Raw genomic sequence first — 25370 nt, forward strand, 5'->3', positions numbered from 1 at the left:
GGAGAAGGCCGATCATCTACTGACCGAGCAGATGCGCGCTGATCTGGATCGGCTGCTGGAGGAGGACGCCGGGCTGGGGATGACCCGGTGGCTGACCCGGGGTGCGACGGACGCGACCGCCGCAGCGGTGAAGACGGGGATCGACAAGCTGAAGTTCCTGCGCGGGGTGGACGCTCATGAGCTGGATCTTTCGATGCTGCCGCGGGAGCGGCGCCGGTTCCTGGCCACGGTGGGGCGGCGGCCGACGGTGCAGGCGCTGATGCGTCGCGAGGAGCGCCGTTATCCGATTCTGCTGGCGTTGATGGCGCAGTCGGGGGTGGATCAGCTGGACGAGGTCATCGCGCTGTTCGACCAGGCGGTGTCGGCGCGGGAGTCGCGGGCCAAGGCTAAGACGGACGAGGAACTGATCGAGCGGGCTAAGAAGGGCGAGGCCCGGCAGATGTTGATGCAGGAGATCCTCCCGATTCTGGCGGATCCGGCGGTCCCGGACGAGGAGGTCGGTGGCCTGCTGCGCGTCCAGATCGGCATGCAACAGCCTGGCGATCGACAAGCTGCGCGGCCAGGGCCAGGAGATCCGCGACGGGCTGCTCGCCTACATCGCCCCCGGTCACAGCGAGAACATCAACTTCTTCGGCGCCATCGACGTCGACTACGAGGGCGAGCTGGCCAAGCTCGACGGCGGCTGGAGGCCGCTGCGGCCGACCTCGGTCAACGCCTCCGGCACCACCTTCCTCCTCAACCCCTGAAGCGACGCGACGGGGTGGTCGCGGCCGGGGGTGTGATCAGGGGGGCCAGTTGTCGGTCGAGGGCGGGCAGGGCCCCGCCGCGGCACGCCGGGTCCGAGGTCGATCATCAGTGAGAGAACGTCGGCGCGGGCGGCGGAGCCCACGATCAGTGAGTCGCCGGTGAACACCCCGACTTCCCGGCTGCCGTCCAGCAGCAGGAACGACACGTGCTCATCGGCGTGACCCGGCGTTGGCAGCGCCCGCAGCCGCAGCCCGCCCAGGTCGACGAGGTAGGCACTGTTGCCCAGTCCTTCGTCCACCAGCGGTATCAGCTGCTCGTCGGCAAATCCCACGGGTCCTCCCAATCCGGTGCCGGAGGTGGTGGGACGGTATGCCACCACCCCCACCTTCATCTACAATAATCCATGGATTAATGGAGGATGTAATGGCGGAGACCACCACAGCACAAGCCAAGGCGCAGCTGTATGAGGCGTTCGCGGTCGGCGGCAAGGCGCTGGCCAGCGGAAAGCGCCTGGAGTTGCTCGACCTGCTCGCCCAGGGAGAGCGCACCGTCGAGGCCCTGGCCAAGGCGGCGGGGCTGAACCTGACCACAGCCTCGGCCCATCTGCAGACGCTCAAGCAGGCGGGGTTCGTCGCCAGCCGCCGCGACGGCGTGCGCATCCACTACCGGCTCGCCGGCGACGACGTCGCCCAACTGTTCGCGCTGCTGCGCAAGGTCGCCGAGAACCACCAGGCCGCCGTTCCCGCGGCGCGGGACGCCTACCTCGGCCAGGGCGGCCCGGCGGAGATCACCCGCCAGGAGCTGCACGCCCGGGTGGAAGCCGGCGAGGTGGTGATGCTGGACGTGCGGCCGGTGGAGGAGTACCTGGCCGGACACATTCCCGGCGCCGTCTCCATCCCGGTCACCGAGCTGGCCGAGCGGATCAACGAGCTGCCCACCGGTACCGGGATCGTCGTGTACTGCCGCGGTGAGTACTGCGTCATGGCCTACGACGCGGTGCGGCTACTGACCGACCGCGGACTTCGGGCGATCCGCCTGAGCGACGGCATGCTCGAATGGCGCCTGGCCGACATGCCCGTCGACGCGGGAGGCCTGGCGTGACCGGCGACCTTGCGCCGCATCCGGGACTGGTCGGCGGGCCGGTCTACCTGGACTACAACGCCACCACCCCCGTCGACCCGCGCGTGGCCGAGGCGATGGCACCGCACCTGAGAGACCTGTTCGGTAATCCCTCCAGCAGCCACCCCTACAGTGCCGCGCCGAGGATGGCCCTGGCGGCCGCCCGGGGTCAGGTCGCCGCCCTGATCGGCGCCCGCCCGCACGAGATCGTCTTCACCGCCTCCGGCTCGGAGGCCGATCTGCTCGCCGTGCGCGGCGCGGCCATCGCTTCCGGCCGCCCGCGCCCGCACGTGATCACCCAGGTCACCGAACACCCGGCCGTGCTTCAGACCTGCCGCGCCCTGGAGCGCCTGCACGGCGCCCGCGTGACGATGCTGCAGGTCGACGGCGAGGGGTTGGTGGACCCGGCCGCGCTGGACGCCGCGCTGACCGAGCAGACGGTGCTGGTGTCAGTGATGGCCGCCAACAACGAAACCGGGGCCGTGCAGGCTATCGCCGACCTGGCCGCCCTGGCCCACCAGTACGGGGCGCTGTTCCATTGCGACGCCGCCCAGGCCACCGGGAAGATCGATGTCGACGTCCAGGCGCTGGGCGTGGATCTGCTCACCGTGGTGGGGCACAAGATGTACGCCCCCAAGGGCGCGGCCGCGCTGTACGTGCGCGACGGCGTGTACCTGGAGCCCGTCGTCTACGGCGGCGGCCAGGAGCGCGGGCTGCGGGCCGGCACTGAAAACGTCGCCCTGGCCGTCGCCCTCGGCACCGCCGCCCAGCTCGCCGCCGACGGACTCGCCGATGGCGCCGCCGCCCGGATCGCGGCACTGCGCGACGGCCTTCACGAGAGACTGGCGGCCGGGCTGCCCGGCCGCGTGCACCTCAACGGACCCGACAAGCGGCGGCTGCCGAACACGCTGAACGTCAGCATCGACGGCGCCCTCGGACACGAACTCCTGGCCGCGGCGCCTCAGATCGCGGCCTCCACCGGCTCGGCCTGCCACAGCGGCACCCACACCCCCTCCCCGGTCCTGACCGCCATGGGCCTCGACGCGGATCGCGCGCTGGGGGCGCTGCGGCTGTCGCTGGGCCGCTGGAGCACCCCCGCGGACATCGACACCGCGGCAGCAGCACTGATCAAGGCGGCTACCGCGCAATAAGCAGGGTCTACCGGCCGCCGTGGCCTCGACCCGATGGAGCGCGTCCGGCGCGGCATCGCCGACAGCATGATCCGCCTGTCCGTCGGACTGGAGGACGCCGACGACCTCATCGCCGACCTCGCCCAGGCCCTCGACGCCTCCTGACCCCGAAACCACCGCAGCCCGGCGGGCGCGCCCACCCTCCGGGGCGGTCCGGGCCCGCCGGACTCCGGCCTCTCAGCGAAAGAACCACCCTGTGACCAGCACCACCCCAGCCGCCACCACGACATCCCCGCACCCGCAGGCACAGCGCCGCATCCTGACCGTCCTGGTCATCTCCCAGGTCCTCAGCGGCGCCGGCCTGGCCGCCGGCATCACCGTCGGCGCCCTGCTCGCCCAGAACATGCTCGGCTCCACCGGTCTGGCCGGCGTGCCCAGCGCCCTGTTCACCGCCGGCTCCGCCCTCGCTGCCGTCGCCGTCGGCCGCATCTCCCACGCTCGCGGCCGCCGCCCCGGCCTGGCCGCCGGATACCTCACCGGAGCCATCGGCAGCGCCGGCATCATCGCCGCCGCCGCCGCTGACAACCCCGTCCTGCTGTTCATCTCCCTGTTCGTCTACGGCGCCGGCTCCGCCACCAACCTCCAGGCCCGCTACGCCGGAGCGGACCTGGCCACCCCGGCCCACCGCGGCCGCGCCGTCTCCACCGTCCTGGTCGCCACCACCCTCGGCGGCGTCGTCGGCCCCAACCTCGCCTCCCCCACCGGCGACCTCGCCCACACCCTGGGCATCCCGCACCTGGCCGGCCCTTTCCTGCTGGCCGGCGCCGCCTACGCGCTGGCCGCCCTCGTGCTGGCCATCTGGCTGCGCCCTGACCCCCTCCTGCTCGCCCGCACCCTCCACACCCAACAGACGGCCGGCACGGACACCGCAGCTGCGGGCAGTCAGCCGCAGAAGGCGACCCAGGGACGTGGCCCGGGCGTGCCGCTGGGCGCGCTGGTCATGATCCTGACCCAGCTGGTCATGGTCGCGATCATGACGATGACGCCCGTCCACATGCACGACCACGGCCACGGCACCGCCGCCTCCGGCCTCGTCATCGCCATCCACGTCGCCGCGATGTACCTGCCGTCGCCGCTGACCGGCTGGCTTGTCGACCGCTACGGCCGCCTCAAGGTTGCCGCCGCCTCCGGCATCACCCTCCTGGCCGCCGGCATCGTCGCCGCCGCCGCACCCGGCGACTCCGTCGCTCTGCTGGCCCTCGCCCTCGCCCTGCTCGGCCTGGGCTGGAACTTCGGCCTCATCTCCGGCACCGCGATCATCACCGACGCCGTGCCCTTGGCCAGCCGCGCCACGACCCAAGGCATGGTCGACGTGTCGATCGCCATCGCAGGCGCCACCGGCGGCCTGGCCTCCGGCATCGTCGTCGCCGCCGCCAGCTACCCCCTGCTCGCCCTGGCCGGCGGCATCCTCGCTCTTGCCGTCCTGCCCGCCATCGCCGCCACCGCCAACAGCCGATGAACCACCACCCGTCCCCCACTGATGCCGACCTGACCATCGACGGCACCGGCCTGCTGTGCGTCACCCTCCTGCGGCGCCTGCGCGCCGCCATCGACAGCGCCAAGCCCGGCACCATCGTGCACGTCATCGCCACCGATCCCGCCGCACCCCTCGACCTGCCCGCCTGGTGCCACATCACCGGGCACGACTACCTCGGGCCCGTCCCAGGCGAGCGGCCGGTGTACGCGCTCAGAATCGCCGCCGGTGCACGCCCCACCCACCCGGGCAAACCCTGGCACACGCAGCAGGAATGAATCCGGCTCCTGGCGCCGCGCACTCAAGCCCAACCACCGTCCGCCAGTCCCTGGACACCCAGCTCGACTCCCTCAAGGCCGCGGGCGTCACCCGGATCTTCTCCGAGAAGATCTCCACGCGCGCCACCAGCCGCCCCGAGCTCGACAAGGCCGTCGCCCTGGCTCGCGAGCTACGGGCGGCCGGGGTCGCGGTCCGCACCCGCGGCAAAGCCATCGGTGGCACCGCCGTCACCGATGCCACCATGCTGTCGATGGCTCTCCACCTGCGCGAGCAGAACCTCAGCCTGCGAGACATCGTCGCACGGCTTGTCATCACCAAGGGCAAGAAGAAGGGCCAGCACCCCTCACCCGCGACCGTCCTGCGCCTGCTCCGTGAGCAGGCCACAGTCTCAATCGGGTTTCACCAGGCTCAACAGGCACTTGAGGTTCAGACACGTACTAACGCAGATAGGACTCGATGACCTCGATGCTGCGCGGGCGGAGTTCGGAGGCGCGGATGACGGCGTCGACGGAGCCGACCTCGACCGCGCGCTGGATGTTGTGCACGCGGTCGAACTCCGCGGCCACCTCGCCGAGCTTCTCCGCGCGGACCGACGAGCGGAGCTCGTCCAGCTCCGCGGTCAACGCGGCCCGGTCGGCACCGGAGGCGGCCGCGACGCGGGCCTCCAGGTCCCGCACGCGCGGATCGGCCGCGGTGCGGGCGCCGACGTCACCGGAGAACACCACCGCGGCGGCGGGGGCGCCGCCGAGTACCGAGGCGAACGAGCCTTCCAGCGCGAGCACGGTCATGTTCGGGTTCAGTGCCTTCGAGAACACCACGAACGCGCCGCCGTGGTACCGCGAGATCACGCAGAACACAATGGGCCCGCGGAAGTTCACGATCGCGCGGCCGATCTCGGCGCCGTACTCCAGCTGCAGCTTCCGCATCGACTCCGGCGAGCCGTCGAACCCCGACAGGTTCGCCAGCACCACCAGCGGCCGGTTGCCGCTGGCCGCGTTGATCGCCCGCGCGGCCTTCTTCGACGACCGCGGGAACAGCGTGCCCGCGGTGTAGGTGTCCGGGCCGTCGGTGGGCGGGAAGCCACGCCGCGGCACCGCCCGTGACTCGATGCCGAGCATGCACACCGGCATGCCGCCGAGATGCGCGTCCTGCACCACCGCGGTCTCCGCGTCGGCCATGCCCGCCCAGCGTTCCAGCACCGGATGGTCCTGGTCGGAGAGCGCCCGCATCACGGTCCGGATGTCGAACGGCTTCTTGCGGGTTGGGTTGGCCTCGGCGGAGAAGATCTCGCCGACGGTGGTGAAGTCGCTGCCCGCCATGACATGCGGGAAGTCGGAGATGTCGCGGTCGACGGGGTCGGTCGTCTTCGCCCGCCGCGGCGCCTCCTCGCCGGGTGCGACGTACGTGTGGTCGTAGTACGACATCAGCACGTTCCGCGCGGCGGCCAGGTTCGGCGCCCAGTACTGCGCCTGCCCGTTCGGGCCCATCACCCGGTCGTAGCCGCCGATGCCGAAGTTGTCCTCAGCCGACACGCCACCGGAGAAGTCGAGCGACTGCTTGCCGGTGAGCACCATAGCCGAGTCCGGCGTCATCACCAGGATGCCCTTGGTGTGCATGAGCATCGTCGCCTCGGCGTTCCAGTACGGCTGCGCGCCGACGTTGATGCCCGCGACCACGATGTTGATCTCGCCGCCGTCCTGGGTGAATTCGACGATCCGCTTGAGCGCCGCGGCCACCCAGTCCATGTTCTCCGTGCCCGACTCCATGGAGATCCGGGCGCCGGAGGACAGCGCGTACCACTCCAGCGGCACCCGCATCCGCTCGGCCAGGTCCAGGGCGGCGATCACGCGGCGGCACTCCGGCTCCGACAGCGCGCCGAGCGACTTCGTCGGGTCGCCGAGCAGCACGACCCTGGTGACGCCCTGCGGGTGCCGCCGGGTCGGCGTGGTGACCACGCCCGCGACGATCGCCGCGGTGTTGCGCCCCTTCGGCCGGTCAACCGGCACCAGCACGTGGCCGTTGTCGAGGTCGTGCTCGACGAAGTCGCCGAGCAGGCCGGTCAGCTCGTACGGGTACACCGTGTTGCGGCTGCTCGCGCGCAGCACCTTCTGCCGGTAGTCGTCGAGCGGCTCGACCGGCTCGACCGACGGCTTGCCGACGGTCAGCTCGGTGCCGCCGGTGGCGTCGAGGGAGATGCGCACGGCGATCTTGGTCAGCTCGCCGGTCTTCCAGTCGCGCTGCCGCGCGATGAACAGGACCTCCTCCAGCCCGGCGCCCGCGGTCGTCGGCAGCACGCGCTCGGCGATCATCTCCAGCTCCGCGCGGGTGATGTCGCTCGGCGGCCAGACGTAGACCACGATCCGGTTGGTGTTGAGGCGTTTCTTCGACGGTCGCCGCGACTGCGCGCGGCGGATCGAGTCGAGGCAGGCGGCGATGGTGTCCTCGGCCGTCGGTAGCGCGACCAGCCTGCCGTCGTGCTCGCGCAGCTCGGTCAGGTCGCGCACCTGTGCGAACGCGACGAGGCGGTCGTCCGACGGGTTCTCCCGCGCCACACACTGGAAGAGGTAGACCTCCTCGTCCGACGACGGCAGCCGGGTGAGGTCGAACTTGCTCAGCCGCTCGAGCTGCATCCGCTGTGCGATGTACGGGTGCAGGCCGCGGATCAGCCGCTCCTCGGTCATCCCGATGGTCGACGGGCGGAACGTGAAGTGATGGTGCATCACCGCGCCGCCGCGGCCCGCGACGGTGGCGGTGAGCCTGCGGACCTGGCTCGGCAGCGGGTGCGCGGCGATGACCTCGTGCAGCTCGGCGGCCATCGCGTCGGAGTCCTCCGGTTGCTTCTCCCACGCCAGGTAGATGTCGGCGTCGATGGCCTTCTGGCCGCTCGCCAGCTCGGCGAGCCCGCGCAGCGCGTCGCCCAGCGTCTCAAACCCCACCGCGGAGGTCACCAGCCGCGACCCGGCGTGCTCGGCGACCACGAACCGGCAGCCCGAGACCTCGCTGGTGCGGACACCGGTGAGGCCCTTGTTGCCGTAGTACCGCCGGGTCAGCACCTCCAGCATCACCGAATTGTCCAGGTCAGTGCGGACAAGCCGCTGGCCGAGCAGCCGCACCAGCGGCTCGGTGCTGCGCACCATCTCGGCGATGCGCCCGGCGCGGTCCGGCGCGTCCGGGTGCGCGTCAAGGTGGCGCAGGTGCTTGCGGACGTTGGCGTAGACGCGGGCGCGGTTGCGACGCAGCAGCGGCTGGCCGAACCAGGCGAACACCACGCCGCGCGCGAGGTCGGAGACCACGGGGAAGCGGACCTGCGTCGCGGCCACCAGCCGTTCCAGCGCGAGACCGGCGGGCTCGCGCAGCGTCTCGTCCGGCGGCGGCTCCCGCAGCCACGCGCGCAGCAACGTCGCGACGACCGTGGCGTCGGCGGACGCGCGTTGCTGGGCGAGGAAGATCCGGAACACCGCGGCTTCGAGCTCGGGGGAGCGCTCCAGCTCGGTGACACCGTAGTGCCCGAGCGCCTTGGCGAGCTTGGCCTGGAACGCCTCCGGCAGCCCGGCCCGTTCGACGTCGAGGCTCTGCAGGTAGGTGTGGAAGTACTCGCGGGCGCTGTGCACGTGGCCGTCGCCGCCGCCGTCCTCGCCCGCCGGCCGGTTGCGGCTCAGTTCGGTGAGGTCGGCGAACACGTCGACGAGTTCGAGCTCCTCGGTCAGCGGCCGGTGGCCGTCCTCGATGACCGCCCGGCGCGCGGCGACGTAGTCGTCGAGCACCCGGCGTTCGTCGTGCGGGTCGAGGTCGAAGCCCAGCAGCAGGCTGCGCAGGTCCTCCTGGCCGCGCGTGGTGCGCTCCCGCGCCGGGACCGTCTCGGGCGCGGCGGGCAGGTCCAGCTCGACGGACCCGGCGGCCGAGGTGTCCTCGACTTCGGCGTCGGCGAGTGGCTCCAGCCGCAGCAGCGGTGCACCGGTCTCCACCTGGCTGCCCACGGACACGACGCATTCCTTCAGCCGCGCCTTGAACGGCGCCCGCAGCACCGTCTCCATCTTCATGCTCTCCAGCACCAGCACCGGCGCGCCCGCCTCGACCTCGGCGCCGACCTCCAGCGGCGTGGCGACGACCATCGCCGGCGCGGGCGAGCGGACGACGCCGCCCTCGTCGCGGCTGACCCGGTGCGTCACGCCGTCCACCTCAACCAGGTGGATCGGCCCGTGCGTGCCGGTGAGCAGGCGGCGCTGGGTGCCGTTGACGACGATCTGCCCGGTGTGCCGGTCGAAGCGGTCGAGCTCGACGTCGGCGGTGCGGACGTCGTCACCCGCTTCGATGGCGACGCGGAACCGATGCGCGCCGACCCGCGCGACGCGCACGCGGTAGCCGACGCCACGTAGCTTGAGGTCCAGCGGCCGGCCGCTCTTGTGCTGCACCTGCGGGCGTCCCCCGAACGCCGTCGACAGCAGCCGCTGCCGCTCGGCGCGTTCCTCCTCCTCGTACGCCTCGATGGCGGCGGCCGCCAGCGCGACGCCGGAGTGCCGGTGCGAGACGAGCCTGCCCTCGCCGCGGACGCGGTCGATCCAGCCGGTGTCCGCACTGGCGTCGATCACCTCGGGCTGGTCGAGCAGGTCGAGCACGAAGCTCTTGTTCGTCGCGCCACCCTCGATGATCACCGTGGTCTGCGCCATCGCCCGGCGCAGCCTGCCAAGCGCCTCGTCGCGGTCGCGGCCGTAGGCGATGATCTTCGCGATCATCGAGTCGAAGTCGGCGGGGATGGTGTCGCCCTCGCTGACGCCGGTGTCCACGCGGATGCCCGGCCCGGCGGGCAGGTTCAGCCGCGCGATGCGGCCCGGGGAGGGCGCGAAGTCGCGGTCGGGGTCTTCGGCGTTCAGCCTGGCCTCGATGGCGTGCCCGCGCTCCACCGGCGGCTCGCCTTCGAGTCTGCCGCCGGATGCCACCCGCAGCTGCGCCTTGACCAGGTCGAACCCGGTGGTGGACTCGGTGATCGGGTGCTCGACCTGCAGGCGGGTGTTGACCTCGAGGAACGCGAACAGCTTGTCGCCGGGGTGGTAGAGGAACTCGACGGTCGCCGCGCCGCGGTAACCGACCGCGACGGCCAGCCGTTCGGCCGACGCTCTGAGCTCGGCTGCCTGCACAGGGCTGAGCACCGGCGACGCCGACTCCTCGATGACCTTCTGGTTGCGCCGCTGCACGGAGCAGTCGCGGACGCCGAGCGCCCACGCGGTGCCCTCGCCGTCAGCGATCACCTGGACCTCGACGTGCCGGGCGCCGGTGATCAGGCGCTCCAGGAACACGATGCCGCTGCCGAACGCCCGCGCGGCCTCCTGGCTGGTGCGCTCGTAGGCGTCGGCGAGCTCGGCCTCGTTCGTGACCACGCGGATGCCGCGCCCGCCGCCGCCCGCGGTCGCCTTCAGCATCAGCGGGTAGCCGATCTCGTCGGCGGCGCGCAGGGCGTCCTCGAGGGTGGCGACCTCGCCGCGGCTCCACGGCGCGACCGGGACGCCGACCTCCTCGGCGATGAGCTTGGCGCCGATCTTGTCGCCCAGCTTGCGCATCGCCTCCGCGCTCGGCCCGATGAAGGTGACGCCGATCTTCTCGCACAACTCGGCGAACGCCGGGTCCTCGGCGACGAACCCCCAGCCGACCCACGCGGCGTCGGCCCCGGTCTCCATCAGCGCCCGCTCCAGGACGGCGTGGTCGAGGTACGGGCGGGCCGAGGCGGGGCCCAGCAAGTAGGCGACGTCCGCTTCACGGACGAAGGTGGCGTTGCGGTCGGCGTCGGTGTAGAGGGCGACCGTCTCGATCCGCGTTCCGGTTTCCGCCGAAAGATCCCGGGCGGCGTGGATGAGCCGCATCGCGGCCTCTCCACGGTTGACGATGGCGACACGACTGAACACCGGCTGAGCCTCCCAATTATCCACGCGCAGAAGGCGACGTCCGGGTCCCGGAGCGTCGCCTGCACCTGTTCTATACCCTGCTCGATTACCGCCGGGCACACTAATGTCCTGCATCGTGCATGGTGGAGCTGCTGCGTTGTGGGGACCCCACAAAAGGCGAGCCGGCCACACCGCCCGGCCGCCGTTTCACGCGAGGTCTGCCACAAAATACGACTGCGCCCTGCGGCATGGGCGACTGGACGAGTCTTTCCGAATGCCTGCGGGCGCGAAGGGAGGGTGTCCATGATCGTTTGTGACGACGGACCTGGGCACCCTCGTGACCGCACTGTAGGTCAAGATCGATGACGAGTGGGCGGGTATCGCACGCCTGCCAGGCCGGCCTCCGAAGCTCAGTCACTCGGAGCTGCTGTGCCTGGCGGTGATACAGGCCATGCTCGGCTTCCACGGCGAGGCCCAGCCCACCCGGTGCCAGAACCCGGCAAGCCCATGATCTTATCCGTGGCTAACACATGATCCGTCACCCTTGGTGGCAGAGGAAAGGAGTCTGACATGCGGGTGCTTGTCGTCGAGGACGAGGAACGGCTGGCGGACGCGATCGCGCAGGGACTGCGGCTGCACGCGATCGCCGTGGACGTGGCCTATGACGGCCAGGACGCGCTGGAGATGGCGGCCTATGTTGACTACGACGTGGTCGTGCTCGACCGCGACCTGCCGGAGGTGCACGGCGACGATGTCTGCCGCACGCTGCGGGCCAAGGGGGCGGGCCGGGTACTCATGCTGACCGCGGCGGGGCAGATCCGCGACCGGGTCGACGGGCTCTCGCTGGGGGCGGATGACTACCTGGTCAAGCCGTTCGCGTTCACCGAGCTGGTGGCCAGGATCCGGGCGTTGGCGCGCCGCTCTCCTCGCGCGGTGGCTCCGTTGCTGGAGCGGGCCGGGATCCGGCTCGACCCGGGGCGCCGTACGGTCATCAGAGACGGGCGGCAGGTCGCGCTGAACCGCAAGGAGTTCGACGTGCTGCGCGAGTTGTTGTGCGCGGGCGGGGATCTGGTCAGCTCGGGGGAGTTACGCAAGAGCGTGTGGGACGAATACGCCGGCGCGGGTACCGGCGTGCTCCGCGTCACCATCACATCGCTCCGGAGGAAGCTGGGTGCTCCGGTGGCGATCGAGAACGTGCCCGGCAAGGGGTATCGGCTCTGAGTGCCCGGGTCGGCGTCCAGTCCGTCGGACGGGCCTTCACCTGGCCACTGTGGCGTCGAAAGCGGTGAATGCGGGCCTCAAGTATCCAGGGGCGTTCACCGCTTCCACCGCCCGGAACCGCGCCGGAGCCGGGACCGCCGCCGCTCACCACATCGGCCATCGTGCCGCCCGGAACCGCTCCTCGATGGCGCTCGCCAGCGCCCGACCGAAGCCGGAGCGGTGCATCCGCGCGTCGACCAGCAACAGCCCGATCCATGAATCCGGGTCGGCCGGATCGGGATGGTGCGCCAGCGTGATCGCGATGCCCGCGAGCCGGCCATCCGCCTCTGTCCGGCCGAGCAGCACCTCGGTGTCCGGATTCGTCAGCTCCTCGGCGAGCGGGGCCGCAACCTGCTCCGACCGGATGTCGTCGGGGTCGGGGAAGTCCCCGCTGAGGGCGAAGAACTCCCGGTTGGCAGCGTAGAGCGCGGTGAGCTCGGGCCGGTGTCACCAGGGGAGAAGCAGCTATGCGCGATGAGGGTGGCCTGCGCCCCTCCAGGGCGGTCCTGCAGGGCGAGCTGTGGCGGCGCTTTTCAGGAGATGACCGGGCTACGGCGTTCGATCAGCACGACGTCGCGCCATACGCCGTGGTGGCGCCCGATACGCATCCGGGTGCCAACCGTCCGGAATCCGGCGCGGGCGTGCAGGGCGAGGCTGGCGGTGTTCTCGGGGAAGATCCCGGACTGGATCGTCCAGATCCCCGCGGCCTCGGTGGAGGCGATCAGGGCTTGGAGCAGGGCTGTGCCGACGCCGCGGTGGCGGGTGCCGGGGTGGACGTAGACGGAGTGCTCCACCACACCGGCGTAGACGCATCGGTCGGAGACCGCGACCGCCGCGACCCAGCCGAGTACCCGCCCGGTCTCATCCAGGGCGACGTGCCGGTGCCCGGGCAGCTTGGCCGCCTCGAAGTGCGGCCAAGCTGGGGCGGTGGTTTCGAAGGTGGCCTGGCCCTCGTCGATGCCGAGCTGGTAGATGGCCAGCACCTGGCTGGCATGTTCGGCCGTCATGGCCGCGATGCGCGGGCCTGCGGCGGTGATGGTCATGCCTGTCCTGGGGCGGGGGTGAGGTCGGCGATCAGGGTACGGACACGGGCTTCGATCTCGTCGCGGATCGGACGGACGGCGTCGACGCCCTGGCCGGCGGGGTCGTCCAGTTGCCAGTCCAGGTAGCGCTTGCCGGGGAAGATCGGGCAGGTGTCCCCGCAGCCCATCGTGATGACCACGTCGCTGGCGCGGACAGCGTCCGTGGTGAGCACCTTGGGGATCTCGGCGGAGATGTCGATGCCGGTCTCCTTCATCGCCTCCACCACCGCCGGGTTCACCGCGTCGGCAGGAGCCGAACCGGCCGAGCGGACCTGGACACGGCCTTGTGTCAGGTGGGTGAGGAATGCGGCAGCCATCTGGGAACGGCCGGCGTTGTGCACGCAGACAAACAGCACGGACGGGACGGTAGTGCTCATGGGCGGGAACTTCCTTGCTCGGCGAAAGCAGCAGAGGCGGCCGGGCCGGCCTCATCGGAGGGCTGGCGGGGATCACGGGACGGGGCTTTTGCGGGGGCGGGGGCGGGCGGGCCGAACACGACGGCGATCAGGCCCAGTCCGGCGGCTGCGCCCGCGAGCTGGGCGGCGACGAACGGAGCGACCGAGGCCGGGGCGATGCCCGCGTAGGTGTCGGTGAAGGCTCGGCCGATGGTCACCGCCGGGTTGGCGAAGCTGGTGGAGGAGGTGAACCAGTAGGCCGCCCCGATGTAGGAGGCCACCGAGACGGGTGCGAGGTGGGCTCGGCCGGTACGGGCCAGTCCGAATATCAGCAAGATCAGCCCGGCGGTCGCCACGGCTTCGGCCAGCCACAGATGACCCGCGTACCGCTCCTGGAGCGACCAGCGCATCAGCGGACGGGCGAACATGGCGTTGGCCAGCAGCGCGCCGCCGATCGCCCCGGTGATCTGGGCGCCTGTGTAGGCCGCCACCTCCCGCAGGGGCAGCCCCTGGCCGTCACGGCGGCCTTGCCACCAGGCGGCGAGCGAGACCAGCGGGTTGAAGTGCGCGCCGGAGACCGGGCCGAACAGAGCGATCAGCACGCCCAGGCCGAAGACGGTGGCCAGCGAGTTGGCCAGCAACGTGATCCCGCCGTCGTGACTGAGCCGGGCGGCCTGGATGCCGGAGCCGACCACCACGGCGACCAGGGCCGCGGTACCGATCCCTTCGGCGGCCACGCGCCGTCGGAGGGGGACGGCTTGAGCGTTCACGTGCGGGCCTGCGCCGGGATAGGGGCCTGCAGCAGGGCGGACAGGCGGTTCAACGCGGCGGGCAGTACCCAGTAGTACACCCACGTCCCGCGCCGTTCGGAGTCGACCAGCCCGGCTTCCCGCAGCACCTTGAGGTGGTGGGAGATCGTCGGCTGGGACACCTCGAACGGGCCGATCAGGTCGCACACGCACGCCTCGCCGCCCTCATAAGAGGCGATCAGGGACAGCAGCCGCAGCCGGACGGGGTCCGACAGCGCCTTGAACATCCGCGACAGCTCGGCCGCGTCCGCCTCACCCAGGGGTTCGCGGACCATCGGCGCGCAGCACACCCCGGCGAGCGGGAGAACCGGCAACACCTGTTTTGACATACGTCTATGTTGACAGGCATCTAATCAGAATGGCAACCTCGCCTGTATCGACATCCGTCGATGCACCGATGTCCCGGATGGGAGACCGCCATGTCCCGAGTCCAGCTCGCCCTGCGCGTCGCCGACCTGGAAGGCTCGATCGCCTTCTACTCCAAGCTGTTCGGCGTCGAACCGGCCAAGCGCCGTCCCGGCTACGCCAACTTCGCCATCGCCGAACCCCCGCTGAAGCTGGTGCTCCTCGAAGGCGAGGCCGGCCAGGACACCCGCCTGGACCACCTCGGCGTCGAGGTCGAGGACACCGGCCAGGTGAACGCGGCCACCCAGCGGCTGAAGGACGCCGGGCTGGCCACCTTCAGCGAGAACGACACCTCCTGCTGTTACGCCCTGCAGGACAAGGTCTGGGTCCACGGTCCTGGCGCCGAGCCGTGGGAGGTCTACGTGGTCAAGGCCGATGCCGACACCCTCGGCAGGTCCGCCACCGGCCCCGAGGGCCCGCAAACGTCCTGCGTCTGCGGGCCGAGCGCCGGCCAGGCTCAGCCGGCCACCGCCGGCGCGGGGGGCGGCTGCTGCTGACGATCAGGGAAGAACCGCCTCGCCGGTGGTGGCTGCCGGCGAGGCTCTCTCCCTTTGCTTCTCAAATCTGATCGAGACCGGCGGAGAATCCCGCCGCCGGGCCGAAGCCCTGGCCGGATGTGGCGTCGTCCCCCTGATCTGACTGACCTAAATCCGGCGTGCGAGAGTGATGATCTCGCGACTGGTGTCAGTGACAGGGCCGCGGTGCCAGTCGCCGTACTGCGCCTCGATGGCGAAGCCGGCCTCGGCCAGGAACGCCCCCAGTGTCGGCACGTCCAGAAAACGCAGGCTCGTGCGATCGACACGCAGGACGGTGCCGTCCGGGTCACCGGTCGTCTCGGTGAACGTCACGACGTCACCGGAAACCGACTCGACGTGGTGCGACACATGCAGTTTGCGGCCGGCTGCGTCCACGACCTCGGACGCGTTCGACGGATTCCAGTCCTCCCACGCGCGCGCTTGAGGGTGGCGCGTCTCGAACGCGAACAGGCCACCGTCGCGCAGCACCGCCCGGATCGCGGCAAGCGACGCGCGCAGCTCGTCGTCGCCCACGAGGCACTGGAACGCGTGGCTGACCATCGTCACCAGGTCGAACTCCCGATTCCAGGCCGCCTCCGCGGCAACGCCGGCAACCCACTCGATGTCGGTGCGCCGCCGAGCCCGCTCAAGCGTCGCCTGGTCCGGATCCAGCCCGACGAGCCGCCCGGAATGCCCGCACTCGCGCGCCTGGTGCAGCATGCTGCCCGTACCACAGCCCACGTCCAGTACGGCGTCCGCAGCCATCACGAGGTCGTTGTAGAACGCATCGCTGGGATACCGCACGGCATCCCACGGGTTCAGGAGGTCGTACAGTTCGGCTGCGTCAGCGTCGGAGAACATTTCCGGAGTATTGACGGGCGGCTGCTGGTCATCAACTGAATTTCTCGCCCTGTCGTGGACAGGTCACGACCCACCTTCAGATCATGCCGGTGTGATCGCTAAGCGGCTCCCGGATCGACCGACGATCAATCCCGTCTCACGCCGTCGCGACTGTCTGACCGCCCCAATCCCAATTGACTGTGTGCACCTCTCGTCCTTCCGGACGAGGGGCAGGTGCTGGGAGGTCACGAGGTCACGGTGACCATGAGCAGGGCGCACGGCGAGATCGAACGCCTCGCCGCGTACTGTCGGTGAATTAACGACTCAGGACACTAGCCCACCCGCTCTGCCAGGAAGTCCTCCCAGGTCCGCTTACCCACAGCAGCCCTCTCAAGAGACAGATTCTCGCCGGCCCGGTATGCGCGGCCGGCCTTTCCCGGCATCCGGACCGGCATCATCAACCGGTGCTTGCCGTGCGCCCGCAGGTATGCGCGGCTCAGCTCGGCCATCCCGTACACCTTCGGCCCGGCCAGGTCGGGCACCAGGCCGGCCGGCTTGCCGAGCGTCAGTCGCACGAGCCGGGCCGCCACCTCCCGCGAATCGACCGGCTGGAACCGCAGTCCGCCCGGGACGGGTATCACCGGCAGCTTGGCCATCTTCTGCACCACGTTCAGGACCAGGTCATGGAACTGGGCGGCGCGCAGCGTCGTCCAGGGCAGGCCGGAGTCGGCCACGGCCCGCTCCGCGCCCAGCTTGGACCTGAAGTAGCCCAGCGGGACCCGGTCCGCCCCGATGACTGAGATGTACACCAGGTGCCGCACCCCGGCTCGCGACGCGGCCCGCACCAGGTTCCGGGTCGCCTCGTCATCGCCCTTGGGGCCGCCCGCGAGGTGCAAGACGATCTCAGCCCCGTCCACCGCGGGCCCGATCCCCTCGCCCTTGAGCAAGTCACCGGTCACGTACTCGACGCCGTCTTCGGACTCGTGGCCGTGCCGGCTGAGCACTCGCACCTTACAGCCGGCGTCTCGCAGGAGCGGCGTGACGAGGCGCCCGAGCGTGCCTGTGCCGCCGGTGAGCAGGATGGACGATGTCATGATTTCTCCAAATTCGGTTCGGTCCGGTAGTTGATCTCCCGGTCACATCAGCCGGGTTTCGTGGGTCTACTGTTACGACACCCCGTGAGGAAGGAATGTGACACGGTGGATGAACGCGAATGGCTGACGGAGCGTTTCGAGGAACATCGGACTCATCTGCGAGCGGTGGCCTATCGGATGCTCGGCTCGGTGAGCGAGGCCGATGACGCCGTGCAGGACGCCTGGTTGCGCCTCAGCCGCGCCGACACCGGCGGCGTCGAGAACCTCGGGGCGTGGCTGACCACGGTGGTGGCACGCGTGTGCCTGAACGTGCTGCGCTCACGCGAGCAGCGGCGCGAGGAACCTCTCGAAGTGCATATACCCGACCCGATCATCGGCTACGAGGACGGGGCCGATCCCGAGCACGAAGCGGTGCTGGCCGACTCGGTCGGGCTGGCGCTGCTGGTGGTGCTTGAGACGCTGACGCCGGCCGAGCGGCTCGCGTTCGTGCTGCACGACATGTTCGCCGTGCCCTTCGAGGAGATCGCTCCGATGATCGAGCGTTCCCCGGCCGCGGCCAGGCAGCTCGCGAGCCGCGCCCGCCGCCGGGTGCGGGGGGCGGCTCCGGCTCCCGACCCTGATCTCACCCGCCAGCGTGAAGTCGTCGACGCGTTCTTCGCCGCCGCCCGTGACGGTGACTTCGACGCGCTCGTCGCCGTGCTCGACGCCAACGTCGTGCTACGGTCCGACGGCGGCACGGCGCGCGCCCGCCACACCGTCGCGATCCGCGGCGCGCGGACCGTGGCCGCACAGGCGCTTATGTTCACGCAGCTCGCCCCGTTCGTACGACCGGCGCTGATCAACGGAGCCGCCGGAGTCGTAGTCGTCGCGGGCGGGCGGGCGTTGTCGATCATGGGCTTCACCGTTGCGGAGGGGAAGATCGTCGCTATCGACGTGATCGCGGACCCGGAGCGCCTCCGCCAACTCGATCTCGCCGTTCTCGACGCCTGACCCACCTCCTATGCCCGGCGATGCGCAGGCAGCCGAAGGAGAAGGTGCCGAACGCGGCGATGGCCGGCAGGCCTAACCGGAACAGAGCTGAGCGCGCAGGGTCTCACCCACCCACCGCTCCCAGCGCTCGCGCGTCCAGCCGCGCTCGCGGACGAACAGCAGGTAAAGCTCGGGGCTGAGCAGGCCGTACAGCAGGTCGGCGGCCTCCTCCGCCGACACCTCCGCTCGCGCGTCCGGCTTTCCGGCGAGCGCCTTGGCCGCACCCTGGTGGACGATGTAACGCGGATTGACGTCTTGTGGCCACAGGCCGGCGACCTCGGGGTCGCTCGCGGCCGCCGCCTCCACCATCCTGCCGATCGGCGCGAACCGCTCCATGGTCGAGGTCGTGCCCGCGACGTAGGCGCGCAGCATGGCCTGGGCCGTGCCGGCGGCCAGCGCGTCCGTGTACCACGGCCGGTCCATCGTGGCCACCGGCTCGTCGTCACCCGCGATCGTGACATCGACCAGTTCCTTCAGCAGGGCGCGCTTGTTGCCGAAGACGAAGTAGATCGTCTGCACCGCGACCCCGGCTCTGTCGGCGACGTCCTGAAGATTCGTCGCGCCGTAGCCGTCCCGCACGAACAGTTCCAGCGCCGCCGCGAGGATGCGCCGGCGCGTCTCCTGCGCCTTCTGTGCCCGCTTGCTCGTCCGCTTGACATCACTCATGGCTAGAGTCTATCTCTAGATTAAGTCACTAGAAGTGAACTCTAGAGAGAAGGTCTAGTCATGCCGGTCATCAGCGTCACCCGTTTCCAGGCCGATCCCGCCGACGCCGCCGAGGTTCGCGTCCGGCACGCAGCTCTGGTCTCTGCGATCAGGGCCACGCTGTCCGGACTCACCGAGGCGCGCCTCGGCCGGCTCAACGACGAGACGTGGGTCGGCGTCTGGCGCTGGGATTCGGCCGCCAGCCTGCAGGTGGCCCGCGAGGCCGTGCCCGGCACCCCCGCGGCCGTCGCGGCGTTCGCGTTGGCCCGCGACGTCATGGCGGAGGACATCGAGGTTCTCGACGAACACTGACAGCCCCTCCCGGCCCCGGAACCCGGGGCCGGGATTCCCCCGAATCGAGAAAATGACACGATCGAAATCGACGCGTTGACCAAGGTGTACGGCTCGGCGCAGGTCCCGGCGGTCGACGAGGTGTCGCTGCACGTACCCGCCGGATCCGTCGTCGGCTTCCTGGGACCCAACGGCGCCGGCAAGACCACCACCATCAAGATGCTGGCCGGCCTGCTGACCCCCACCTCGGTGTTCGGCCTGGCGGTAGCCGCCGTCGCCTCACTCGTCCCGATGCTGGTGACCGGGATCACGATCCCGCTGCGCTGGGCGGCGGTCCTGCCCGCCTTGCTGCTGGGGGTCAACGTGCTGGCCTTCACCTTCCTGCTGGCCGCCCTGGCTCTCATCTCCCCGATGATCGGCGCGCTGCAGTCGTTGTTCACCGCGCTGGTGCTGCTGCTCAACGGCACCGATCGCCTTCCGCGCCGAGGCCGCCCAACCGTTCGACGACCGGTGCCTGTCATGGCGGATCGACGCCCGCACGGTATCGATCTGGACGACAGCGGGCAGGCTGCGCAACGTGGCGTTCACCGGGTCCGCCCAACAGCTCACCACGCTCGCCCTGTACCGCAAGGGCGAATCCGACCTGGTCTGCCGGGACGGCACGTGGTTCCTGATCGCCACCTGCGAGGTCCCTGACCGGCCGGTCGCCGTCCCGGACGGCTTTCTCGGTGTGGACCTGGGGATCGCCAACCTCGCGACCACCAGCGACGGCGCTCACCACAGCGGCAAGGGCCTGAACGCGGTCCGTCACCGTCACCGCGAGCTGCGCCGCCGCCTGCAGGCCAAGGCCACCAAGTCCGCCAAGCGGCTGCTCAAGAAGCGCCGCCGCGCCGAGGCGCGCTTCGCCGCCGACGTCAACCACACCATCGCCAAACGCATCGTGACCGAGGCAGAACGCACCGGACGCGGCATCGCCCTGGAAGACCTCCAGGGCATCCGTGAGCGGGTACGGCTCCGCAAGCCCCAGCGGGTCACGCTGCACGCATGGAGCTTTCGCCGGTTGGGAGGTTTCATCGCCTACAGGGCGGCCCGCGCCGGGGTCGCCGTCGTCCACGTGGATCCGGCCTACACCTCGCAGGAGTGTTCGGTGTGCGGGCATGTGGACAAGAGGAGCCGGCCTGGCCAGGCGATATTCATCTGCACGTCGTGCGGCTTCGCTGAGCACGCCGACGTCAACGCGGCCCGCAACATCGCCGCGCGCGGTGTGGCGGGCTGGGCAGTGAGTCACGCTGCCGGCGACGCGGCCTGAACCGTCGAATCCATCGACGGCGAGGAGCTGCAAGCTCGGTCGTTCACGATCGAGAAGCTGACGCTCACCAATCCTGGATATCAAGCCGTACCTGGTCGAGTTCGCCCCCCGTCATCCGGTCACCCAGCCGACCTGGGCCACCGAGCTCATGAGCCACTATTACTGAGGCTCCGTCAAGACCCGGTGTCCACGCCGGGCGCGCACCGGTGAAACGGGAACCCGGCAACGCGGCAGCTCGCCGGCCCTCACCCAGAAACAGTGAGAATCAGCGAACGGCGCCCCACGTTCGCCGCAGAACTGGTCATTTATGAGAGTTGTGGACTGTCGGCAGAGCGTTTGCCGGGTGGGTCCGTTTCGCTTCCCATGGGGAGAGCCTGGACGGGAAGGAGATGCGGGCGTTTGGCTGTGCGTCCGTCGCCGGAGGAGCGGCCTCGCAGGCGTCTGCCGAGCCAGGGGCCGAGGAAGGCGGCGGCCCAGCGCAGTTCGGTGACCGCAGCGCGCCAGCCGGAGGGAGTGACCACTGGCGAAGAGAGTGGGTGGGTCCAGGAGTCGCTGCTGCCTGGAAGGTGAAGTGCGTGGGCGACGGCGGCGGCGATCCGTTCATGCCCGAGTGGACTGGCGTGGAGCCGGTCCTGGCTCCACAGCCGCGGATCGGTGACCACCGGGTGGTGAGAGGTTTCCGCGACGATGACCCCGTGGCGGAGGGCCGCGGCGCGGATGCGGTGGTTGAGGGCGGCGACGCGGGAGCTGATCGGGCGGGCAAGTGGGGTGATCCTTGCGATGTCGGGAAAGGTGAGGGTTGCCACGTGGGTGCCTTGCGCGGTGAGCTCGGCGAACATCGCCTCCAGATGGCCGGCCACCTCGTTGGCGTCGAACCGGGGTCGGATCAGGTCGTTGACTCCGGCGACGACGGTGGCCAGGTCGGGGCGCAGGGCGAGTGCGGGGCCGAGTTGTTCGGCATGGACCTGGGCGGCGAGGCGTCCGCGTACGGCCAGATTGGCGTACTGGAGACCGGGGCTGCCCACCGCGAGCTGCCCGGCGAGCCGGTCAGCCCATCCACGCAGGCCGGTGATGTCGTCGCCGTCACCGAGCCCCTCGGTCTGGCTGTCACCCAAGGCGACGTAGCGCAGGTACTCACCGCTGGGCATGAGCCGTCCGCCTTTCCCGCAGGACCGCCGCGCTCCGGCGGCACCAGTCCCGGTTGCCCTGCTCGAAGGCGAGGCCGCGCAGACAGGTCAGGTAGGGGCCGACCCGTTCACCGTGGCGCAGGAACTCCTCCTCGCTCCTGTCGCCGCGCATCTGCCGCAACAGCCCGCTGAACAGTTCGATCTTTGCGTCGGCGAAGGCGGCTCGCTCGGTGAGCTGTGCGATCACCTGATCGGCGTCGACGTGGTCGGCGGCCTGGACCTTGACAAGAAGGTCGTCACGGATGAAGGAGGGCTTGTTGACGGCTGCCGCGAACCGTTCCAACTCGGCCAGACCGGCCTCGGTGACCTTGAAAAGACGCTTGTTGGGCCGGGTGTCCTGGACCACCTCCCGGCCGGTGACCAGCCTCTCCTTCTCCAGCTTGGCCAGCTCCGCGTACAGCTGCTGAGGCAGGGCGTGCCAGAAGTTCGCCACGCCCATGTCGAAAGCCTTGGCCAGCTGGTATCCGCTGAGCTCCTCGTCCAGCAGTGCCGCCAGCACGGCGTGCCGCATCGCCATCGAGACGCCCCTCCTCCCTCTTTCCAAGCGAACCCTTGCCATGATACTCAATTAAATGACTAATCACTTTATTGACTATAGGGGTGTAGTCATGACTACCGCAGACCGCTTTCGGGCCGCCGCCGAACATCGCGATCTCGCCGCCCTGAGCGACCTGTTCACCGACGACATCCGCTTGTACAGCCCGGTGAAATTCACCCCCTTCGAGGGCAAGCCCATGGTCCTGGGCCTCTTCGGCGTCCTGCTGCGCACTTTCGAAGACTTCCGCTACATCGGGCATTTCGACGGCACCGCCCAGACCAGCACCGACGGCACCGAAGCCCCATCGGTCATCCTGCTGTTCCGAGCCACCGTGCACGGCAAGCAGATCCATGGCATCGACCTCCTCCAGCTCAACGAGACCGGCCTGATCAAGGAGTTCACGGTGATGGTCCGCCCGCAGTCCGCGGTCCACGCGCTGGGCGAAGCGGTCCTGGCCGGCCTCGTCGCCGACGGCCTTGTCCCAACCAGCTGATCAGCTCTTCGGGCTGCGCCGCAACGTGGCCCGAGCCATCGACGTCGGCTATCTCGACGTCGAGGAGTGGATCGAAGGCGTCGGCTCCCGGCCGTTCCTGGCCACGGCCTTATTGTTCCTGGTGACAGCTGAGGTCCCTGCCTGACGAGAAGGACTCAACGTGGTGGAGTCCTCCAACGGCGCCAACAGCGTCATCTTCTATGGCAAGGGCGGCGAACATCGCCACCAACCGGCGCGATGGAGGCGCTGTCTCGATGCGACGGGTGGTGTCCGTTGGCGTGAGTCACACGAGGAGAGGTTGCCAAAAATATATAGATCGGTCTATTTTTGCATCATGGGACAAAAAGGGGCAGAGACGCGGGTCCGGATCCTGGACGCGGCTCAGGAACTGATCGAGGCCGGGGGATACTTCAGCGCTGGGCTCAATCAGGTGATCGCGGCCAGCGGTGCGCCACGCGGCTCGCTCTATTTCCACTTCCCCGACGGCAAGGACCAGATCGTTGGTGAGTCGATACGGCGTGCGGGCCAAGAGATCGGCACCGCCGTCGAGGACCTGGCCGCGTCCAGCGCGTCCGTGGCGGAGTTCGTCGAAGGAGTGCTGCGACACCTGGGCGATCGACTGGAGGAGTCCGGCTGGCGCAAGGGGTGCCCGGTGGCCACCGTGGCGCTCGAGATGGCCGCCGTCAGCGACCCGCTGCAGCAAACCTGCGCGGAGGTCTACACCTCATGGACGAACGCCCTGCGTACGCGGCTCGCGGGGCGCCAGGACGCTGACGACCTCGCGGTCACGATCCTGGCCCTGATTGAGGGGGCGCTCCTGCTGTCCAAGGCGCACCGCAGCAGGGAGTCACTGGATCGCGTCAGCGGACAGGTCGCCACTCTGCTTCGCTGACACGGGCCCGCCGAAGGAGGCGGACGCTCTCTGCTGCCTCAAAAATATGTAGACCGATCTATTTGGAGTCTCATGGACGCGATCGTCTTCGGCGCGACCGGATTCATCGGCCGTTCTCTCGTTGCCGAACTACTGGGCAGGGGACAGCAGGTGGCGGCAGCCGTACGGAACGACACCCTCACCCCCTGGCTGACCTCACAGGACGTCAACACCAGCGGGCTGACCGTCGTCACTGCTGACATCACCCGACCGCTCGCAGGGCTGCCCCAGGTACGCGACGTCTACAACCCCGCGGGGCGCTTCGCGTTCGGCCTCGGCATAGAGGAGGCACGGACGGGCAACGTGACCGGGGCGCTCAACGTGCTGGAATGGGCCGCCACGCTGCCTGAATTGCGGCGGCTCGTGCACATCAGTGGGTACCGGGTGAGCGGCGTTCATCCCGACTACGCCAGGCTGGGCGCATACGAGGCGTCGAAAGCCGAGGCCGATCTCGCGGTGCGCGCCAGGGCCCGCGAACTGGGGGTCCCGCTGAGCATCGCCAATCCCAGCACGGTGATCGGCCCCGGCCAGTACATCGGTCTGGCCGCTCTGGTCGAGGACCTGTGGAACGGGCGGCTACCCGCACTCCCCGGCGGCGCCGACGTCTTCGTGCCGATCGTGACGATCGACTACTTCTCGCGGTTTCTGGCGGAGATCCCCGCCTCGCCCGCGGGCATGGACTACTGGGTGCTCGACGACACGACACCGCTCCTGCCTGAATTGGTCGGCACGATCGCCGGGCACATGGGCGTACGGGCGCCTCGCCGTACCATCCCTGTCGGCCTGGTGCGCCGCCTGCCGCGGAAGCTCACCGGCGCCGACCCCGAAACGCTGTCGTTCCTGTCGACCGACCGCTACCCAACGGCCGCCGCCCGCGCCTTCGCCGAAACGGCCGGCCTGGAAATGCCCCCGGCCGCCGACGCCCTGCGCGCCTGGGCCGACGACCTGGTGTCCACCCGCTTCGGCGCCACGCCGCCGCCGTGGCTGCGCCCGTACGGCTTCCGCGACCTCTGACCTGCCCGGCCTGGGACGCTCGGCCTCCATCACCCAGCCGATGGCCGCATGGCTCGCCGACCTGATGGGCCTGGTACGGACCCGCCCCGTGCTGGTCGCGCACTCGCTGGCCTGCGGGCCCGCGCTCCAATTCGCCATCCAGCATCCGGAACGCATCAGCAAACTCGTCCTCATCGCCCCTGCATTCTTGCAGGCACCAAGCCCCCGGCTCACCCGCTCAACCCTGGCCATACCCATGCTGCGCCGCATGTCCGCCGCGCGACTCGCCGCCACGCTCGGCCTCCCCGAGGGGCCATCGGTGGCGAGCGCTGCAGCGGACCTGCGCCGCCCCGGGGTCGCGCGCCGCGTGATCTCGGCGATGCGCTCGGCCTTCGCCGAGCGCGAGACGTCACGGTCACTGCTGGAGAGGGTGAGCGTTCCGGTCGAGATCATCGTCGGCTCGGCCGACCCGCTGACTGTAGACGTCGACCACCCGGTGACCGAGATCGCCGAGGCCGGACACTACCCGCAACTCACCCATCCAGCCCAGGTCGCTCGCCACCTCGGTGTGGTCTCCGATCCGATCGATTTCGTACAAGATCACAGCAGGGCCGACCGAGGTTGGGATCGGCGGAGATCGTGACGGCGATCTGGGCAGAGCCAGAAGCCCTGACCTGCGATGCCTCAGTTTGAGAGGCAAGCTTTGCCAAGTCGGTTTGCCACTCAAACTGAGGCATTCCATCAGTTTTCAGTCCGCGCCGGGATCCGTCGGAGCACCTTGAGTCAGCGTGGTTCAGATCGAATATAAG

30 protein-coding genes are annotated in these 25370 nt (G+C 69.9%); 18 read left to right on the plus strand and 12 right to left on the minus strand.

Annotated features, from left to right (window positions below; translation table 11 throughout):
* Window positions 1–16: 16 nt before the first annotated feature.
* Window positions 17–532: a hypothetical protein gene (locus ACIN94_RS21690; protein WP_400708677.1), complete on the minus strand. Its 516-nt coding sequence runs from the start codon at window positions 530–532 to the stop codon at window positions 17–19.
* Between ACIN94_RS21690 and ACIN94_RS21695 the strand changes: the two genes are divergently transcribed.
* The 7 genes from ACIN94_RS21695 to ACIN94_RS21725 all read left to right on the plus strand — a co-directional run bounded on the left by ACIN94_RS21695 (window position 501) and on the right by ACIN94_RS21725 (window position 5269).
* Entirely contained in the window at window positions 501–746 is a 246-nt protein-coding gene (locus ACIN94_RS21695; RefSeq protein WP_400708679.1) for a hypothetical protein, read from the plus strand. The two genes, ACIN94_RS21690 and ACIN94_RS21695, sit on opposite strands and share 32 nt — an antisense overlap.
* 424 nt (window positions 747–1170) lie before the next feature.
* The gene (locus tag ACIN94_RS21700) at window positions 1171–1848 is read left to right on the plus strand and encodes an ArsR/SmtB family transcription factor (protein ID WP_400708681.1); all 678 of its coding nucleotides are present in this window, start codon (window positions 1171–1173) and stop codon (window positions 1846–1848) included.
* Window positions 1845–3017, plus strand: coding sequence for a cysteine desulfurase family protein (locus tag ACIN94_RS21705; protein WP_400708683.1), 1173 nt, complete (start codon window positions 1845–1847; stop codon window positions 3015–3017). Before ACIN94_RS21700 ends, ACIN94_RS21705 begins: the two co-directional genes overlap by 4 nt.
* 33 nt (window positions 3018–3050) lie before the next feature.
* Window positions 3051–3161 carry a PLP-dependent transferase gene (locus ACIN94_RS21710; RefSeq protein ID WP_400708685.1) on the plus strand — a complete coding sequence of 37 codons (111 nt, stop codon included), beginning with the start codon at window positions 3051–3053 and terminating at the stop codon, window positions 3159–3161.
* Between the two features lie 91 nt (window positions 3162–3252).
* Entirely contained in the window at window positions 3253–4515 is a 1263-nt protein-coding gene (locus ACIN94_RS21715) for an MFS transporter (RefSeq protein WP_400708687.1), read from the plus strand.
* Window positions 4512–4808 (plus strand): sulfurtransferase TusA family protein, encoded by a 297-nt coding sequence (locus ACIN94_RS21720; protein ID WP_400708689.1) that lies wholly within the window; start codon window positions 4512–4514, stop codon window positions 4806–4808. Before ACIN94_RS21715 ends, ACIN94_RS21720 begins: the two co-directional genes overlap by 4 nt.
* Window positions 4805–5269 (plus strand): hypothetical protein, encoded by a 465-nt coding sequence (locus ACIN94_RS21725; RefSeq protein ID WP_400708691.1) that lies wholly within the window; start codon window positions 4805–4807, stop codon window positions 5267–5269. The genes ACIN94_RS21720 and ACIN94_RS21725 overlap by 4 nt, the downstream gene beginning before the upstream one ends.
* On the opposite strand, the gene ACIN94_RS21730 is transcribed toward ACIN94_RS21725, so the two are convergent.
* A complete protein-coding gene (locus ACIN94_RS21730; protein ID WP_400708693.1) occupies window positions 5247–10706 on the minus strand; it encodes a carboxyl transferase domain-containing protein in 5460 nt (1819 codons plus the stop codon). The two genes, ACIN94_RS21725 and ACIN94_RS21730, sit on opposite strands and share 23 nt — an antisense overlap.
* Window positions 10707–11255: 549 nt before the next feature.
* Here ACIN94_RS21730 and ACIN94_RS21735 point away from each other — a divergent pair.
* The gene (locus tag ACIN94_RS21735) at window positions 11256–11906 is read left to right on the plus strand and encodes a response regulator transcription factor (protein ID WP_400708695.1); all 651 of its coding nucleotides are present in this window, start codon (window positions 11256–11258) and stop codon (window positions 11904–11906) included.
* 144 nt (window positions 11907–12050) lie between these two features.
* Here ACIN94_RS21735 and ACIN94_RS21740 read toward each other — a convergent pair whose 3' ends face one another.
* From ACIN94_RS21740 to ACIN94_RS21760, 5 genes are all read right to left on the minus strand, one after another.
* Window positions 12051–12311 (minus strand): GNAT family N-acetyltransferase, encoded by a 261-nt coding sequence (locus tag ACIN94_RS21740; RefSeq protein WP_400708832.1) that lies wholly within the window; start codon window positions 12309–12311, stop codon window positions 12051–12053.
* Between the two features lie 167 nt (window positions 12312–12478).
* Window positions 12479–12988, minus strand: a complete 510-nt coding sequence (locus ACIN94_RS21745; RefSeq protein WP_400708697.1) for a GNAT family N-acetyltransferase — start codon at window positions 12986–12988, stop codon at window positions 12479–12481.
* Entirely contained in the window at window positions 12985–13404 is a 420-nt protein-coding gene (locus ACIN94_RS21750; protein ID WP_400708699.1) for an arsenate reductase ArsC, read from the minus strand. Before ACIN94_RS21750 ends, ACIN94_RS21745 begins: the two co-directional genes overlap by 4 nt.
* Entirely contained in the window at window positions 13401–14192 is a 792-nt protein-coding gene (locus ACIN94_RS21755; RefSeq protein WP_400708701.1) for an aquaporin, read from the minus strand. The genes ACIN94_RS21750 and ACIN94_RS21755 overlap by 4 nt, the downstream gene beginning before the upstream one ends.
* The gene (locus ACIN94_RS21760; protein ID WP_400708703.1) at window positions 14189–14560 is read right to left on the minus strand and encodes an ArsR/SmtB family transcription factor; all 372 of its coding nucleotides are present in this window, start codon (window positions 14558–14560) and stop codon (window positions 14189–14191) included. The genes ACIN94_RS21755 and ACIN94_RS21760 overlap by 4 nt, the downstream gene beginning before the upstream one ends.
* A 90-nt stretch (window positions 14561–14650) precedes the next feature.
* Here ACIN94_RS21760 and ACIN94_RS21765 point away from each other — a divergent pair, with 90 nt between their 5' ends.
* The gene (locus ACIN94_RS21765; protein WP_400708705.1) at window positions 14651–15133 is read left to right on the plus strand and encodes an ArsI/CadI family heavy metal resistance metalloenzyme; all 483 of its coding nucleotides are present in this window, start codon (window positions 14651–14653) and stop codon (window positions 15131–15133) included.
* 147 nt (window positions 15134–15280) lie between these two features.
* Here ACIN94_RS21765 and ACIN94_RS21770 read toward each other — a convergent pair whose 3' ends face one another.
* Both ACIN94_RS21770 and ACIN94_RS21775 read right to left on the minus strand, forming a co-directional pair.
* On the minus strand, window positions 15281–16012 hold the full coding sequence (locus ACIN94_RS21770; RefSeq protein ID WP_400708707.1) for a class I SAM-dependent methyltransferase: 732 nt from the start codon (window positions 16010–16012) through the stop codon (window positions 15281–15283).
* Window positions 16013–16323: 311 nt separating this feature from the next.
* On the minus strand, window positions 16324–17085 hold the full coding sequence (locus ACIN94_RS21775) for an SDR family oxidoreductase (protein WP_400708709.1): 762 nt from the start codon (window positions 17083–17085) through the stop codon (window positions 16324–16326).
* A gap of 105 nt (window positions 17086–17190) precedes the next feature.
* Between ACIN94_RS21775 and sigJ the strand changes: the two genes are divergently transcribed.
* Window positions 17191–18075 (plus strand): RNA polymerase sigma factor SigJ, encoded by an 885-nt coding sequence (gene sigJ, locus ACIN94_RS21780; RefSeq protein WP_400708711.1) that lies wholly within the window; start codon window positions 17191–17193, stop codon window positions 18073–18075.
* A 72-nt stretch (window positions 18076–18147) separates the two neighbouring features.
* Here the strand turns inward: sigJ and ACIN94_RS21785 are convergent, their stop codons facing one another.
* Window positions 18148–18780, minus strand: coding sequence for a TetR/AcrR family transcriptional regulator (locus ACIN94_RS21785; protein ID WP_400708713.1), 633 nt, complete (start codon window positions 18778–18780; stop codon window positions 18148–18150).
* Window positions 18781–18840: 60 nt separating this feature from the next.
* On the opposite strand from ACIN94_RS21785, the gene ACIN94_RS21790 reads away from it, so the two are divergent.
* The 3 genes from ACIN94_RS21790 (at window position 18841) to ACIN94_RS21800 (ending at window position 20419) form a co-directional block, all read left to right on the plus strand.
* Complete coding sequence (locus ACIN94_RS21790; RefSeq protein WP_400708715.1) at window positions 18841–19131, plus strand: antibiotic biosynthesis monooxygenase; 291 nt, start codon at window positions 18841–18843, stop codon at window positions 19129–19131.
* 84 nt (window positions 19132–19215) lie between these two features.
* Window positions 19216–19806 (plus strand): ATP-binding cassette domain-containing protein, encoded by a 591-nt coding sequence (locus ACIN94_RS21795; protein WP_400708834.1) that lies wholly within the window; start codon window positions 19216–19218, stop codon window positions 19804–19806.
* Entirely contained in the window at window positions 19688–20419 is a 732-nt protein-coding gene (locus tag ACIN94_RS21800) for an RNA-guided endonuclease InsQ/TnpB family protein (RefSeq protein WP_400708717.1), read from the plus strand. Before ACIN94_RS21795 ends, ACIN94_RS21800 begins: the two co-directional genes overlap by 119 nt.
* Before the next feature lie 305 nt (window positions 20420–20724).
* Here ACIN94_RS21800 and ACIN94_RS21805 read toward each other — a convergent pair whose 3' ends face one another.
* On the minus strand, window positions 20725–21567 hold the full coding sequence (locus tag ACIN94_RS21805) for an SGNH/GDSL hydrolase family protein (protein ID WP_400708719.1): 843 nt from the start codon (window positions 21565–21567) through the stop codon (window positions 20725–20727).
* Window positions 21554–22123 carry a PadR family transcriptional regulator gene (locus tag ACIN94_RS21810; RefSeq protein ID WP_400708721.1) on the minus strand — a complete coding sequence of 190 codons (570 nt, stop codon included), beginning with the start codon at window positions 22121–22123 and terminating at the stop codon, window positions 21554–21556. Before ACIN94_RS21810 ends, ACIN94_RS21805 begins: the two co-directional genes overlap by 14 nt.
* Before the next feature lie 91 nt (window positions 22124–22214).
* Here ACIN94_RS21810 and ACIN94_RS21815 point away from each other — a divergent pair, with 91 nt between their 5' ends.
* The 5 genes from ACIN94_RS21815 (at window position 22215) to ACIN94_RS21835 (ending at window position 25204) form a co-directional block, all read left to right on the plus strand.
* Window positions 22215–22637 (plus strand): nuclear transport factor 2 family protein, encoded by a 423-nt coding sequence (locus tag ACIN94_RS21815; RefSeq protein ID WP_400708723.1) that lies wholly within the window; start codon window positions 22215–22217, stop codon window positions 22635–22637.
* Window positions 22621–22782, plus strand: a complete 162-nt coding sequence (locus ACIN94_RS21820; RefSeq protein ID WP_400708725.1) for a hypothetical protein — start codon at window positions 22621–22623, stop codon at window positions 22780–22782. Before ACIN94_RS21815 ends, ACIN94_RS21820 begins: the two co-directional genes overlap by 17 nt.
* Before the next feature lie 189 nt (window positions 22783–22971).
* On the plus strand, window positions 22972–23529 hold the full coding sequence (locus ACIN94_RS21825; protein WP_400708727.1) for a TetR/AcrR family transcriptional regulator: 558 nt from the start codon (window positions 22972–22974) through the stop codon (window positions 23527–23529).
* 72 nt (window positions 23530–23601) lie between these two features.
* On the plus strand, window positions 23602–24582 hold the full coding sequence (locus ACIN94_RS21830) for an NAD-dependent epimerase/dehydratase family protein (protein ID WP_400708729.1): 981 nt from the start codon (window positions 23602–23604) through the stop codon (window positions 24580–24582).
* Between the two features lie 40 nt (window positions 24583–24622).
* A complete protein-coding gene (locus ACIN94_RS21835; protein ID WP_400708731.1) occupies window positions 24623–25204 on the plus strand; it encodes an alpha/beta fold hydrolase in 582 nt (193 codons plus the stop codon).
* The last annotated feature ends 166 nt before the right edge of the window (window positions 25205–25370 follow it).

The sequence above is a fragment of the Streptosporangium sp. NPDC087985 genome (assembly GCF_044741965.1).
GTDB lineage: Bacteria > Actinomycetota > Actinomycetes > Streptosporangiales > Streptosporangiaceae > Streptosporangium.